At 69.9% G+C, this 14420-nt stretch carries 9 protein-coding genes; 3 read left to right on the top strand and 6 right to left on the bottom strand.

Annotated features, from left to right (window positions below; genetic code table 11):
• Positions 1 to 18: 18 nt before the first annotated feature.
• From ACIRRY_RS32515 to ACIRRY_RS32495, 5 genes are all read right to left on the bottom strand, one after another.
• Positions 19 to 687, bottom strand: a complete 669-nt coding sequence (locus ACIRRY_RS32515; RefSeq protein WP_403979712.1) for a potassium-transporting ATPase subunit C — start codon at positions 685 to 687, stop codon at positions 19 to 21.
• A 25-nt stretch (positions 688 to 712) separates the two neighbouring features.
• Entirely contained in the window at positions 713 to 2809 is a 2097-nt protein-coding gene (gene kdpB, locus ACIRRY_RS32510; RefSeq protein ID WP_403980223.1) for a potassium-transporting ATPase subunit KdpB, read from the bottom strand.
• 29 nt (positions 2810 to 2838) lie between these two features.
• Complete coding sequence (gene kdpA / locus ACIRRY_RS32505) at positions 2839 to 4518, bottom strand: potassium-transporting ATPase subunit KdpA (RefSeq protein ID WP_403979709.1); 1680 nt, start codon at positions 4516 to 4518, stop codon at positions 2839 to 2841.
• 6 nt (positions 4519 to 4524) lie between these two features.
• Entirely contained in the window at positions 4525 to 4614 is a 90-nt protein-coding gene (gene kdpF, locus ACIRRY_RS32500) for a K(+)-transporting ATPase subunit F (protein WP_016434100.1), read from the bottom strand.
• Between the two features lie 553 nt (positions 4615 to 5167).
• A complete protein-coding gene (locus tag ACIRRY_RS32495; protein ID WP_403979706.1) occupies positions 5168 to 7009 on the bottom strand; it encodes an APC family permease in 1842 nt (613 codons plus the stop codon).
• A 269-nt stretch (positions 7010 to 7278) separates the two neighbouring features.
• On the opposite strand from ACIRRY_RS32495, the gene ACIRRY_RS32490 reads away from it, so the two are divergent.
• The gene (locus tag ACIRRY_RS32490; RefSeq protein ID WP_403979703.1) at positions 7279 to 7779 is read left to right on the top strand and encodes a hypothetical protein; all 501 of its coding nucleotides are present in this window, start codon (positions 7279 to 7281) and stop codon (positions 7777 to 7779) included.
• On the opposite strand, the gene ACIRRY_RS32485 is transcribed toward ACIRRY_RS32490, so the two are convergent.
• Positions 7757 to 10267 carry an ATP-binding protein gene (locus tag ACIRRY_RS32485; protein WP_403979701.1) on the bottom strand — a complete coding sequence of 837 codons (2511 nt, stop codon included), beginning with the start codon at positions 10265 to 10267 and terminating at the stop codon, positions 7757 to 7759. The two genes, ACIRRY_RS32490 and ACIRRY_RS32485, sit on opposite strands and share 23 nt — an antisense overlap.
• 182 nt (positions 10268 to 10449) lie before the next feature.
• Here ACIRRY_RS32485 and ACIRRY_RS32480 point away from each other — a divergent pair, with 182 nt between their 5' ends.
• Complete coding sequence (locus tag ACIRRY_RS32480) at positions 10450 to 12024, top strand: Na+/H+ antiporter (RefSeq protein WP_403980221.1); 1575 nt, start codon at positions 10450 to 10452, stop codon at positions 12022 to 12024.
• A gap of 263 nt (positions 12025 to 12287) precedes the next feature.
• A complete protein-coding gene (locus ACIRRY_RS32475) occupies positions 12288 to 14246 on the top strand; it encodes an amino acid transporter (protein WP_403979698.1) in 1959 nt (652 codons plus the stop codon).
• The last annotated feature ends 174 nt before the right edge of the window (positions 14247 to 14420 follow it).

Raw genomic sequence — 14420 nt, 5'->3', positions numbered from 1 at the left:
GCCGGTCGCGTAACGCCATCAGCTCTTCGTCACAAGGGACTTGAGCGCGATGTTGAGTTCCAGCACGTTCACCGTGGGCTCACCGATGAAGCCGAGGGTGCGGCCGTCGGTGTGCTCGTCGACCAGCTTCTGCACCTGGGTGACGGACAGGCCGTTCTTCTCGGCGATGCGGTGGACCTGGAGGTCCGCGTACGCCGGGGAGATGTCCGGGTCCAGGCCGGAGCCGGAGGAGGTCACCGCGTCGGCGGGCACCTCGGACGCCTTGACCGTGTAGCCGGGCACCGAGTTGTCCTTGACGACGGCGGCCTTGGCGTCCTTGACCTGCTGGACGAGGACCTTGCTGTCGGCGGACAGGTTGGTGGCTCCGGACAGGATCAGCGAGTACTGCGTGTTGATGCTGTTGGTGCCGAGTCCGTTCTGCGGGCGGCCCTGGAACCACTTGAGGTCCGGGTCCGGGGTCTCCTGGCCCTTCTTCAACGGCAGGTTGTACAACTGCCCGATGAGCGAGGAGCCCACGACCTTGCCGTCCGCCTTGATCTCCGAGCCGTTCGCCTTGCCGGGGAAGATCCCCTGGGCGATACCCGTGACGACGAGCGGATAGACGACGCCGGTCACCAGGGTCAGCACGAGCAGGGCGCGCAGGCCCGCCCAGAGCAACCGGGCTGTGTTGGATACCGAGTTGTTCATAGCCGATCAGCACGCTTTCAAATGGTTACAGCCCGGGGATGAGGGAGATGAGGAGGTCGATGATCTTGATGCCGATGAAGGGGGCGATCAGGCCGCCGATGCCGTAGATCCCGAGGTTGCGGCGGAGCAGCTTGTCGGCGCTGACCGGCCGGTACCGCACGCCCCGCAGGGAGAGCGGGACCAGCGCGATGATGACCAGCGCGTTGAAGATGACCGCGGAGAGGATCGCGGAGTCGGGCGAGGCCAGGTGCATGATGTTGAGCTTGTCCAGGCCCGGGTAGACCGCCGCGAACAGCGCCGGGATGATCGCGAAGTACTTCGCGACGTCGTTGGCGATCGAGAAGGTCGTCAACGCGCCTCGGGTGATGAGGAGTTGCTTGCCGATCTCGACGATCTCGATGAGCTTGGTCGGGTTCGAGTCGAGGTCGACCATGTTGCCGGCCTCCTTCGCGGCCGACGTGCCCGTGTTCATCGCCACGCCGACGTCCGCCTGCGCGAGCGCCGGGGCGTCGTTGGTGCCGTCGCCGGTCATCGCGACCAGCTTGCCGCCGGCCTGCTCCCGCTTGATGAGGGCCATCTTGTCCTCGGGAGTGGCCTCCGCGAGGAAGTCGTCGACGCCGGCCTCGTCCGCGATCGCCTTGGCGGTCAGCGGATTGTCACCGGTGATCATGATCGTCTTGATGCCCATGCGGCGCAGCTCGTCGAACCGCTCGCGCATGCCCGCCTTGACGACGTCCTTGAGGTGGATGACGCCCAACACCCGTGCGCCGTCGGTGTCTTCGACGGCGACGAGCAGCGGGGTGCCACCGGCCGCGGAGATCTTGTCGGTGAGCGCGCCGGCGTCCTCGGACACCTCGCCGCCCCGCTCGCGGACCCAGGTGACGACCGAACCGGCCGCGCCCTTGCGGATCTTGCGCCCGTCGACGTCCACACCCGACATCCGGGTCTGGGCGGTGAAGGCGATCCACTCGGCGTGGGCCAGCTCGCCCTGGTGGCGCTCGCGCAGGTCGTACTTCTCCTTCGCCAGGACGACGATGGAACGTCCCTCGGGCGTCTCGTCGGCGAGCGAGGAGAGCTGGGCGGCGTCGGCGAGTTGGGCCGCGGTGGTGCCGGTCACCGGCACGAACTCGGAGGCCTGGCGGTTGCCGAGGGTGATGGTGCCGGTCTTGTCGAGCAGCAGCGTGGAGACGTCACCGGCGGCCTCAACCGCCCTGCCGGACATGGCGAGTACGTTCCTCTGCACCAGCCGGTCCATGCCCGCGATGCCGATCGCGGAGAGCAGCGCGCCGATCGTGGTCGGGATCAGACAGACCAGCAGGGCCACCAGCACGATCATCGTGAGGTGCGTGCCCGCGTAGTCCGCGAACGGCGGCAGCGTGGCACAGGCGAGCAGGAAGACGATGGTGAGGGACGCGAGCAGGATGTTCAGCGCGATCTCGTTGGGCGTCTTCTGCCGGGCGGCGCCCTCGACCAGGGCGATCATCCGGTCGATGAAGGTCTCGCCGGGCTTCGTCGTGATCTTGATGACGATGCGGTCGGAGAGGACCTTCGTGCCGCCGGTGACGGCCGAGCGGTCGCCGCCTGACTCGCGGATGACGGGCGCGGACTCGCCGGTGATGGCCGACTCGTCGACGCTCGCCACTCCGTCTACGACGTCACCGTCGCCGGGAATGATGTCGCCGGCCTCGCAGACGACCAGGTCGCCGATGCGGAGTTCGGTGCCGGGAACCTGCTCCTCGACGGAACCATTGAGTCGCCTGGCCACCGTGTCGGTCTTGGCCTTGCGCAGGGTGTCGGCCTGCGCCTTGCCGCGGCCCTCGGCGACGGCCTCCGCCAGGTTGGCGAAGACGACGGTCAGCCACAGCCAGGCGCTGATGGTCCAGCCGAACCAGTCGCCAGGGTCCTTGAAGGAGAAGACCGTGGTCAGCACGGACCCGATCCACACCACGAACATGACGGGCGACTTGACCATGATCCGCGGATCGAGCTTGCGGCAGGCGTCGGGCAGGGACCTGATCAGTTGCTTGGGATCGAACAGGCCCGCGCCGACACGCCCCTCGGGGGACGCGTGACCGGTCGGCACATCGCTGTGCGGCGCCTTGGTCGGAGTGGCTGTGGACATCGAGTCCTCTTGGTTGTCCGTACGGGTACTCATGACGCCAGCCCCTCGGCCAGCGGGCCCAGCGCCAGGGCCGGGAAGTAGGTCAGACCGGTGATGATCAGGATCGCGCCCACCAACAGGCCGGTGAACAAAGGCTTTTCGGTGCGCAGAGTGCCCGCGGTGACCGGCACCGGCTTCTGCTCGGCGAGCGAGCCGGCCAGAGCCAGCACGAACACCATCGGCAGGAAGCGGCCGAACAGCATCGCGAGTCCGGTCATGGTGTTGAACCAGTCGGTGTTCGCGTTCAGGCCGGCGAACGCCGAGCCGTTGTTGTTCGCGGCGGAGGTGAAGGCGTACAGCACCTCGGAGAAGCCGTGCGCGCCGGAGTTCAGCATCGAGTGCGGCGGGGTCGGCAGCGCCATGGAGGCGGCCGCGAAGATCAGCACCAGGGCCGGGGTGATCAGGATGTAGCAGGCCGCGAGCTTCATCTCGCGGGTGCCGATCTTCTTGCCCAGGTACTCGGGCGTACGGCCGACCATCAGTCCGGCGATGAACACCGCGATGACCGCCATGATCAGCATTCCGTAGAGGCCGGAGCCGGTACCACCGGGTGCGATCTCGCCCAACTGCATGCCCAGGATGGTGATTCCGCCGCCGAGACCGGTGAACGAGGAGTGGAAGGAGTCCACCGCGCCCGTCGAGGTCAGCGTCGTCGACACCGCGAAGATCGAGGAGGCGCCGACGCCGATGCGCTGTTCCTTGCCCTCCATCGCACCGCCCGCGAGCTGGAGCGCGGGGCCGTGGTGGGCGAACTCGGTCCACATCATGAGGGCGACGAAGCCGACCCAGATGGTGGCCATGGTGGCGAGGATCGCGTAGCCCTGCTTGACCGAGCCGACCATCACGCCGAAGGTGCGGGTCAGCGCGAACGGGATCACCAGCAGCAGGAAGATCTCGAAGAGGTTCGTGAACGGGGTCGGGTTCTCGAAGGGGTGGGCGGAGTTGGCGTTGAAGTAACCGCCGCCGTTGGTGCCGATCTCCTTGATGGCCTCCTGCGAGGCGACGGCACCGCCGTTCCACTGCTGCTGCCCGCCCATGCTGTGCCCATTGAAGAATTGCCCGACTTCATGGATGCCGGAGAAGTTCTGAATGGCGCCGCAGGCGACGAGGACGATCGCGGCAACCACCGACAACGGCACCAGGATGCGGATGGTGCCGCGCACCAAGTCGGCCCAGAAGTTGCCGAGTTCACCGGTACGGGAGCGCGCGAAGCCTCGTACGAGAGCGACCGCCACGGCGATGCCGACGGCCGCGGAGACGAAGTTCTGCACGGCGAGACCGGCCGTCTGTACGACATGCCCCATGGTCTGCTCGCCGTAGTACGACTGCCAGTTGGTGTTCGTCACGAACGACACGGCCGTGTTGAACGACTGCGCCGGATTGACGGAGGAGAAGCCCAACGAGCCCGGCAGGATGCCCTGGAGGCGCTGGAGGAGATAGAGGAAGAGAACGCCGACCGCCGAGAAGGCGAGCACGCCGCGCAGGTACGAGGGCCAGCGCATCTCGGTGTTCGGATCGGCACCGATGCCCTTGTAGATCCACTTCTCGACACGCCAGTGCTTGTCGGAGGAGTAGACCCTGGCCATGTAATTGCCGAGGGGGACGTAGGCGAGCGCCAGCGCCGCTATCAGGGCGATCAGCTGGAGCACACCGGCAAGGACGGGACCCATCGCTACTCAGAACCTCTCCGGGAAGATCAGGGCGAGGACGAGATAGCCCAGCAGGGCGACGGCCACGACGAGGCCGACAATGTTCTCGGCGGTCACGGCGACACCCCCTGGCGCCCGTGGGTGAGGACGAGATGGCCCGGCAGGGCGGCGGACACAACGAAGCCGACAGCGCCGATGAATGCAGCCTCGGCGGTCACAGCTTCGTCACCCCCTTGGCGACGAGGGCCACCAGCGCGAAGACCGCGATCGTGGTGACGACGAAGGCCAGATCGGCCATCGTGAGCTCCTGGAATGAGGTTCGGATGGAACGGACGCTTAGAGGTAACCGCGTCCATGACCCGATATGGCCGCCGTTGACGGCTCCCTTACGGCAGCGCACACGCCTTTGACGCGACTCTTACGGCTGCGCCGGGCTTCGGCTTGTGAGCGGGGTTCTACGGGGGTGCGGGGTTGCGGGTCGCGGGCGGTTTTCGGGGGCGTAGGTGCCGACCCGCAGGCGGGTTCCATGGCAACACCGGCACCGGGCTACAGGCGGCTCCACGCCCACCCCGTGCGGCAGGCGCAGCCGCGCGCCCCGCACCCCGGTGCCAAAGCGGGCGCCCGCGCCGCGCCCCGGCCGCGAAGCAAGCGCCCGCACCCCACCCTCGCGTCAGAACAGCCGGAACCGCAGCCTGCAGATCACCGCGTCCGTGTCCCGGCGTACGGCGTGGGCGACGACGGCGCCGCGCTGGTTCTGGAGCAGGCGCTGCCACAGCCGGACGGGCTCCACCTCGGCGATGAGGACGGTGACGCGGGTGTCCGGTTCTGTCGCCGAGACGTCGCGTACGTAGGCGGCGATCGGGCGGCCCAGGGTGCGGCGTTCGCAGGTGAGGCGGACCAGGGGGACGCCGGGGTTCCACTCGGCCCAGGCGCGTTCCAGGGCGTGGAGGTGAGCGCGGTCCTCCGGGTCGGGGTAGCAGACGGTCACCGCGCGGACCTCGTCGCCGAGGGAGGCCGCGGCCGTCAGTGCCTCGGAGGTGAGCCGGGTGAGGGAGGAGACCGGCACGATCACCACCGACCGGTCGCGGTGTGGCGCTTCCGGGATACGGCCGAGGCCGAGCCGTTCGCCGATGTGCGCGTAGGCGCGGTGCACGGTCTCGAAGGCGAGCACGAGCAGCGGCAGGGTGATCACGATCAGCCAGGCGCCGTCCTCGAACTTGCTCGCGGTGACGACGACCGCGGCCACGCCGGTGAGCACCGCGCCGAACCCGTTCAGCAGGGCCTTGCCTCGCCAGCCGGTTCCGCGCTCACCGCGCCAGTGCCGGACCATGCCGACCTGGGCGACGGTGAAGCCGACGAAGACGCCGATCGCGAAGAGCGGCACGAGCGTGTTGGTGTCGCCGCCGGAGAACACCAGCAGGGCCGCCGAGACCGCGGCCAGCGCGAGCACACCGTGCCGGTGCACCTGGCGGTCGGCCTTGAGGGCGAAGACGTGCGGGAGGTAGTTGTCGCGGGCCAGCAGCTTCAGCAGTACCGGCAGCCCGCCGAAGGACGTGTTCGCGGACAGGGCGAGCAGGATCATCGTCGCGAACTGGATGACGTAGAAAGCCCAGTTGTGGCCGAGGGAGGCGTCCGCGAGCTGGGCGAGGACGGTGACTCCCTGGACGGGCTGGAGGTGGAAGCGGGAGATCAGGACCGACAGGCCGATCAGCATCACGCCGAGCACCGCGCCGAGGGCGACCTCCGCGCGCTGGGCCCGCTTGACCCGGGGTGCGCGGAAGGAGGGCACCGCGTTGGCTATCGCTTCGACGCCGGTGAGGGCGCTGCAACCGGAGGCGAACGCTTTCAGCAACAGCAGGGTGCCGACGCTCGTCGCGTTGTCGGCGAGCGCGGAGGCGTGTCCGTCGGCGGTCGCGGTGCTCACCGGCGCGGACCGGAACAGACCGACCGCGATGAGCACGAAGACGGAGCCGACGAACACGACGGTCGGCACGATGAACGCGCGCGCCGATTCGACGATCCCGCGCAGGTTCACCGCCGTGACCAGCACCAGCACCGCGAGACACAGCCACAGCCGGTCGTCGTACAGGCGCGGGAAGGCCGAGGTCAGGGCCGCGACGCCGGCCGTGACGGCCACGGCGACGTTCAGTACGTAGTCCAGCACCAGCGAGGCCGCGGCCACCAGGCTCGTCCGCGCGCCCAGGTGGGTCCTCGCCACGGCGTAGGAGCCGCCGCCGTCCGGGAAGGCCGCGATGACCTGCCGGTACGACGCGACGAGCACCGCGAGCAGGGCGGCGATGGCAAGCGTGACCGGCAGGGTGAAGCCGAGTCCGTGCGCACCGGCGGCGGCCAGCACGAGGACGATCGCCTCGGGGCCGTAGGCGACCGACGCCATGGCGTCCAGGGAGAGGGCGGCGAACCCGGCGAGGGCGGTCAGCCGATGGCGTTCGCCGGTATCCGGGGGCTCCTCGTCGGCGGGCGTCTCGCCCGGCTGGACGGTGAGAACGGTCATGCTGGTGACTCCTTCACGTACGGACGCGCGGTGACGGGAACGCGCGGGTGCGCTCCAGGTTCTGTCCCGTCGCCGCCGGTTTCCCCTTCTCCATGCGACTTCTTCGCACCGAACACGCGTTCTTTGACGGGAACTTGACGAGCGTGTGACCAGGGCAACCGCGGTCGGCCGCTGCGGGGGCGCTGCGGGGCGTCAAGAACCACCGGCCGCCCGTCAGAGTCGCGTCAAGGCCCGGACTCCGTACGCCGGAGATCCCTACCGTCACCCCCATGGCACCGGTGGAGGACCGACGTTGGGCGCGGGATCTGCGCAGCACGTTCCGCTGTGCGGGCGCGCTCCTCGGACTCATGCTGGTCGTCGACCACTTCAGCGGCCGGCTCACGCTCCGGCGCGCCGCGCTCTGGTTCGCGCTCGCGGTCCTGCTCTTCGTGGTGCTGTACCCGGCACGGGTCCGGGCGGGCGAGGGCTGGCTGTCCACACGCGGTCTGCTGCGCGGGCGACGCGTCCGCACGGACCGGCTGGTGTCCGTGCGTTGCCTGGACGGGATCTCTCAACGGCTGTCGCTGCGGGACGAGTTCGGCGGCCGGGTCGAGATCGATCCCGATGTGCTGGTCAACAACCCTGACTTGTGGCACCGGTTGGCCGAGGACTCCCGCCGGTCCCTCGCCTCCGGCACTCTCACGTGCGGGGCGACCGCACTGCGCCGGATCGCGCAACGCGTCGAACGTGAGACGGCCGAGACCGTGTTCAAGGTGTCAGGCCTGGAGTAACCGTCGTGGTCGGTTCCGGCTGAACTGCCCGTTCCGCCAACGGGATCGACACGACCATCGTCAGGCCACCGCCCGGTGTGTCCTCGGGGGTGAGCATCCCGTTCATCGCCTCGGTGAGTCCGCGCGCGAGGGCGAGACCGAGGCCGAGGCCGGTGGTGTTGTCGGTGTCACCGAGCCGCTGGAACGGCTCGAAGAGCCGTTCGCGGCCGGTGGTCGGAAGCCCGGGCCCTCGATCCACGACCCGCAGCTCCACCCGCCCGCCCAGAGCACTGGCAGTCACCAGCACCCGGCGCCCGGCCGGGGTGTGCCGGGCCGCGTTGCCCGCGAGGTTGGCGATCACGCGTTCCAGCAGCGGCGGATCGACGAGCACCGGCGGGATCGACTCCACGTCCCGCAGGTCCACGTCGGGCACGTCCGCGAGGGCCATCGGCAGCACCTCCTCCAGGCTCGTGGCCCGCAGGTTCAACGGCAGCACGCCCGCCTCCAGGCGGCTCAAGTCCAGGAGATTCTCAAGGAGTCGGTTCAGCTTGGCCATCGACTCGTCGGCGGTGGCGAGGAGTTCGTCCCGGTCCTCCGCCGAGAACTCCACGTCCCGCCCGCGCAGCGAGGTGACGGCCGCCCAGCCCGCCGCGAGCGGCGTCCGCAGATCATGTCCTACGGCCCGCAGCAGCGCCGTACGCAAACGGTCGGCTGCTTTCACCGGCTCTATCTCGGCGGCCGCTTCGGCGAGTTGGGCCCGTTCGACGGCGGAGCCGACATGCGCGGCGAAGGCGGCCAGGACGCGCCGTTCCGAGGAGGACAGGGTGCGTCCGCGCAGGACGAGGAAGGCGCCGGGGCCGGCCGGGACGGTGGTGACCCCACCGCCGAGTTCGTGGTCCGGTGTCTCGTCGACGAGTTCCGCCGAGTCGGTGCCGAAGGTCTCGCGGGTGCGTTCCAGCAGGGCCGGGATGGTCTGGCCGCCGCGCACGATGCTGCCCGCGAGGGAGGACATGGTCTCGGCCTCGGCGGTGGCACGGGCCGAGCGTCGGGACAGTCGTAGTGAACGGTCCACGACGGCGGCCACGGTGGCCGCCACCACCGTGAACACCCCTAGCGCGAGCAGGGCGTTGGGGTCGTCCAGCGTGAACTGCCCGATGGGCGGGATGAACCAGTAGTTGAGCAGCAGTGAGGCCGTCACCGACGCGATGACCGCCGAGGTCACGCCGCCTATGCAGGCGACCCCGACCACGGCGAGCAGGAACAGCAGGGCCTCGCTGGTGAGGTTGACCGTGCCGCGCACCTGGGCGAGGCAGACGGTGAGCAGGACCGGCAGCACAAGTCCCGCCACGGGACCGGCAATCAGCCGTGCCGTCGAGAGAGTACGGCGGCGGGACGGCAGCAGGGTGCCGCGCCCGGCCCGCTCGTGCGTGACTCGATGGACGTCGATGTCTCCGGACAACTCGGTCACCGTCTCGCCCGTGCCGGGGCCGGTCAGGAACCGCTCGAACCGGCCCCGGCGGCTGATGCCGAGGACGAGTTGGGTGGCGTTCTCGGTGCGGGCGAAGTCGACCAGGGCGGTGGCGACGCCGTCGCCGACCACCGAGTGGTAGCTGCCGCCGAGGTCCTCGACGAGCCTGCGCTGCCGGGCGAGCGAGGCATGGGACACCCCGGCGGCGAGTCCGTCGCTGCGGGCCACGTGCACGGCGAGCAGATCGCCGCCGGCGGACCGGTCGGCGATGCGGGCGGCCCGCCGGATGAGGGTGTCGCCCTCGGGGCCGCCGGTCAGCGCGACGACCACCCGTTCCCGGGTCTCCCACACCCCGCCGATCGCGTGCTCGGCGCGGTAGCGGTGCAGGGCCTCGTCGACCCGGTCGGCGACCCACAGCAGCGCCAACTGCCGTAGTGCGGTGAGGTTTCCGGGCCGGAAGTAGTTGGCGAGGGCCGCGTCGATCTTCTCGGGCGGGTAGATGTTGCCGTGCGCCATGCGCCGCCGCAGTCCCTCGGGCGGCATGTCGATGAGTTCGATCTGCTGGGCTCGGCGTACGACCTCGTCGGGCACCGTCTCGTGCTGCGGGACGCCGGTGATCTTCTCGACGACGTCCTTGAGGGAGGCCAGATGCTGGACGTTGACGGCGGTGACGACGTCGATGCCGGCGGCGAGCAGTTCGTCGATGTCCTGCCAGCGCTTGGCGTTGCGTCCGCCGCCGGGCACGTTGCTGTGCGCGAACTCGTCGACGACGGCGACCTCCGGGCGGCGCACGAGGACCGCGGCGAGGTCCATCTCCTCGAAGTACCCGCCCCGGTAGGCGCATTGGACCCGGGGGACGACCTCCAGGCCGTCGAGCATCGCCTCGGTGAGCGGGCGTCCGTGGCACTCGGCGAAGCCCACCACCACAGCGGCGCCGCGAGCGGCCCGGCGCCGTGCCTCGTCGAGCATGCGGTAGGTCTTGCCGACGCCCGGGGCCGCCCCGAGGTAGACCTTCAGCCGCCCGCGCAGTACGTCGTTCATCGCCACCCAGACAAGCGCCCCGCGGCTCCTGCGGCGGGCTTCTTGACGCGTCTCTGGCGCCGCCCGCGAGGACGTTGACACTGTCTTGACGGCGCCCGGCCGGGTTAGGGTGACCGCGGTGTGCCGGGAAGTCTGGTCGGCGGGGAGCCCGCATGGGCTCGTCCAAGCCCCAGGGGGACGGCATGCGCGGCGTCGGTACGGTTCTCGCTCTCGTGGTGCTGGCGACGCTGGTGGCGACGTTCGCCCGCCGGTGGCGCATCCCGGCGCCTTCTCTCCTCGTGGTCGCCGGTCTCGCCGTGGCCCTGCTGCCGGGCAGCCCCGCGATCGAGATCAGCCCGGACGTGATCGGCCTGGTCGTCCTGCCGCCGCTCCTCTACGCCAGTGCCGAGGACTTGTCGTGGCGCGAGTTGAAGGCGGTGTGGAAGCCGGTCGGGATCCTCGCGATCGGCCTGGTCCTCGCGTCGGCGGCGGCGGTGGGGTGGGTGGCGTCGACGGTGACCCCGTTGTCCTGGCAGACGGCGCTCGTGCTCGGCGCGGTCCTCGCCAGCACCGACCCGGTCGCCGTCACCGCGCTGGGCCGCCGGCTCGCGCTGCCGCCCCGGGTCCAGGTGCTCGTGCAGGCGGAGTCGCTGTTCAACGACGCGACCTCGCTGGTCCTGTTCCGGGTCGCGGTGAGCGTCGCGGTGGCCTCGGCGGCGGCGAACTGGGGCGCGGCGGGCGGTGAGTTCGTCGTTCTCGCGGGTGGCGGCACGGTCATCGGGGCGGCGGTCGCCTACGTCGTGACACTGATCCGGCGGCGCACCGAGGACCCGGTCCTGGAGACGGTGATCGCCCTGGTCACGCCGTACGCGGCCTACGTCCTGGCGGAGGGCGCCCACACGTCGGGCGTGACCTCGGTAGTGGTCGCCGGGGTCGTCCTGGGCGGCCGCGGCAACAGGCTCACCAACGCCCGCATACGCCTCCAACTCCACGCCGTCTACGGCACGGTGGTGTTCCTGCTGGAGAGCGTGGTGTTCTCCCTGATCGGCCTGGCGCTGCCCGCCCAGGTGCGGGCCCTGTCCGACAGCGACCGGGCATGGCCGCTGTACGCGCTGGCGGTGGCGGGCACCCTGATCGCCGTACGACTGCTGTGGCTGGCGCCGCTGTCGGCGGTACTGCAACGCAAGGGCGGGACGCACCGGGTGAACTGGCGGGTGCCGATGGTACTGACCTGGGCGGGCACCCGGGGCGTCCTCCCGCTGGCGGCGGCCCTGTCGATCCCGGAGTTCACGAGATCCGGCACCGCACTCCCGGACCGCCCTCTGGTCCTGGTCCTGACCACCTCGGTGGTGGTCGTGACTCTCGTGGTCCAGGGCTTCACCCTGGCCCCCGTGGTCCGCCGCTCCGGCATCGCCCTCGAACCCGACCACACCGAACGCGAAGAGGCCTCCGCCCGCTGCCGGTTGGCGAACGCGGGCCTCCAACGCCTCGACGAACTGGCGGAGTTGGAAGCGGTCCCCGACATCGTCCTCGACCGCCTCCGCCGCGGCCTCAACGCCCGCCTGGACGACGCCCGAGACCGCCTCGCCGAACCCAACGGCCACCCGTCCCCCACCGAGTCGGCCGACCTGGTCTACCGCCAACTCCGCCGCGACCTGATCGCCGTGGAGACGGTGGAACTACAGCGCCTCTACGACGACCACGCCATCAGCGACACGACACGGAGGCGGCTCCAGCGGTCGTTGGATCTGGAGGAGGCGAGGTTGGCGGATGTGTGAGGCGGGACCCACCCGCCGTAACGCTCGGTGTCCACCACCCATCGCCGTCCGCCCAAGCTCCCATACAGCCCAACGCTCCCCCAACCGCTCCCGGCCACCCGTTCCTGATGCCCCGCGTCCGCTCACCTCGCCAGTCTTAACGGAAGATTGACGCCCACCGCCCCTTCATCCATGGGCCCACGCGTCACTCTCCGCTTACGCTGGTGCCGCCGTCCGCGTGATGGCCGGAGACCACACGCTGACCGCAGCCCAGGAGCGCACCGATGGCCACCACCGAACACCCTCCTCCCGGTCGCCTGCGCGCCTGGATGCTGGAGGGGCTGGCCGACATGGGCAAGGGCGGGCAGCAGGCCACGCGGAGTGCGCCGGAACCCGAGCTGCACGTGCACCAGGGTCAGCGCTGGTGGCGGGTGATGTGTCTGACCGGTGTCGACTACTTCTCCACCCTTGGTTATCAGCCGGGCATCGCGGCCCTCGCGGCCGGACTGCTGTCGCCCGTCGCGACGATCGTGCTGGTGATCGTCACCCTGGCCGGCGCCCTGCCGGTGTATCGGAGGGTGGCCGAGGAGAGTCCGCACGGCGAGGGTTCCATCGCGATGCTGGAGCGGCTGCTGTCGTTCTGGAAGGGCAAGCTGTTCGTCCTGACCCTGCTCGGGTTCGCGGCGACGGACTTCCTGATCACCATCACCCTGTCGGCCGCGGACGCCTCCACCCACCTCGTGGAGAACCCGCACCTGACGAGCACGCTGCACGACAAGAAGATGCTGATCACGCTCGTCCTGGTCGCCCTGCTCGGCGCGGTGTTCCTCAAGGGGTTCCTGGAGGCGATCGGCGTCGCCGTCTACCTGGTGGCGGCCTATCTCGGCCTCAACGTCGTCGTCGTGATCGTCGGCATGTGGCACGTGGTCACCCACGGACATGTCGTCACCGACTGGAGCAGCGCCCTCACCACCGAGCACGGCAACGTCTTCGCGATGATCGGCGTCTCCCTGCTGGTCTTCCCCAAGCTCGCGCTCGGCCTCTCCGGTTTCGAGACCGGCGTGGCCGTCATGCCGCACGTCGAGGGCGACGAGGACGACACCCACGAGAACCCCAAGGGCCGTATCCGTGACACCAAGAAGCTGCTGACGACCGCCGCCCTCATCATGAGCGTGTTCCTGATCGCCACCAGCTTCATCACCACCGTGCTCATCCCGGAGAAGGAGTTCAAGGCCGGCGGCCAGGCCAACGGCCGCGCCCTCGCCTACCTCGCGCACGAGTACCTGGGCAACGGCTTCGGCACGGTCTACGACCTCTCCACCATCGCCATCCTCTGGTTCGCCGGCGCCTCCGCCATGGCCGGCCTGCTCAACCTGATGCCGCGCTATCTCCCCCGCTACGGCATGGCCCCGCACTGGGCCCGCGCCGTCCGCCCGATGGTGATCGTCTTCACCCTGATCGCGTTCCTGGTCACCTGGATCTTCGACGCCAGCGTCGACGCCCAGGGCGGCGCCTACGCCACCGGCGTCCTCGTCCTCATGTCCTCCGCCGCGATCGCCGTGACCATCGCGGCCCGCCGCGCCCAGCAGCGCAACTGGACCGTCGCCTTCGGCATCGTCTCCGCGGTCCTCCTCTACGTCACCGTCGTGAACGTCATCGAACGCCCCGACGGTGTGAAGATCGGCGCCTGCTTCATCGCCGGCATCATCCTGGTCTCCCTGCTGTCCCGGCTGGCCCGCGCCTTCGAACTCCGCGTCACCAGCGTGCAGTTGGACTCGATGGCGGAACGGTTCGTCCGCGACATGGCCAGCCGGAAGATCCGCTTCGTCGCCAACGAACCCGACCGCCGCGACAAGGCCGAGTACCGGGACAAGATCGAGCAGATCCGCACCGACAACGACATCCCGGGCGAGGACTTCGTGTTCGTCGAGGTGACGGTCCTCGACGCCTCCGAGTTCGAGGCGGGCCTGACCGTACGCGGCGAGGTCCTGCACAACCGCTACCGGGTGCTGACCCTGGAGTCCTCGTCCGTCCCGAACGCACTGGCCGCGCTGATGCTGTACGTCCGCGATTCCACGGGCCGTATCCCGCACATGTACTTCGAGTGGACCGAGGGCAATCCGTTCGCCAACTTCCTCCGCTTCTTCCTCTTCGGCCAGGGCGAGGTCGCCCCGGTCACCCGAGAGGTGCTGCGCGAGGCGGAACCGGACCGCGCCCGACGGCCGCGCGTCCACACCGGCTGACGCGGACCGGGCCCTGCGCCCCACGCTCGCACGCCGATCGCCCCGTTCCGGCTCCGGCGCCCTCGCGTACTTGCACACCGTCCGCACCGTCCGCACCGTCCGCACCGTCCGCACCGTCCGCACCGTCCGCACCGTCCGCACCGTCCGCACCGTCCGCACCGTCCGCACCGTCCG

This window comes from Streptomyces sp. NPDC101776 (assembly GCF_044766845.1).
In the GTDB taxonomy this organism is placed as follows: Bacteria; Actinomycetota; Actinomycetes; order Streptomycetales; family Streptomycetaceae; genus Streptomyces.
Note: the sequence above shows the minus strand (reverse complement) of the source record. Positions and strands in the feature narration are given on the sequence as shown.

Coding starts and splice junctions, on each gene's coding strand:
- ACIRRY_RS32515 (WP_403979712.1), bottom strand. CDS start 687: ATGAACAACTCGGTATCCAACACAGCCCGGTTGCTCTGGGCGGGCCTG.
- kdpB (WP_403980223.1), bottom strand. CDS start 2,809: ATGTCCACAGCCACTCCGACCAAGGCGCCGCACAGCGATGTGCCGACC.
- kdpA (WP_403979709.1), bottom strand. CDS start 4,518: ATGGGTCCCGTCCTTGCCGGTGTGCTCCAGCTGATCGCCCTGATAGCG.
- ACIRRY_RS32495 (WP_403979706.1), bottom strand. CDS start 7,009: ATGACCGTTCTCACCGTCCAGCCGGGCGAGACGCCCGCCGACGAGGAG.
- ACIRRY_RS32490 (WP_403979703.1), top strand. CDS start 7,279: ATGGCACCGGTGGAGGACCGACGTTGGGCGCGGGATCTGCGCAGCACG.
- ACIRRY_RS32485 (WP_403979701.1), bottom strand. CDS start 10,267: ATGAACGACGTACTGCGCGGGCGGCTGAAGGTCTACCTCGGGGCGGCC.
- ACIRRY_RS32480 (WP_403980221.1), top strand. CDS start 10,450: ATGCGCGGCGTCGGTACGGTTCTCGCTCTCGTGGTGCTGGCGACGCTG.
- ACIRRY_RS32475 (WP_403979698.1), top strand. CDS start 12,288: ATGGCCACCACCGAACACCCTCCTCCCGGTCGCCTGCGCGCCTGGATG.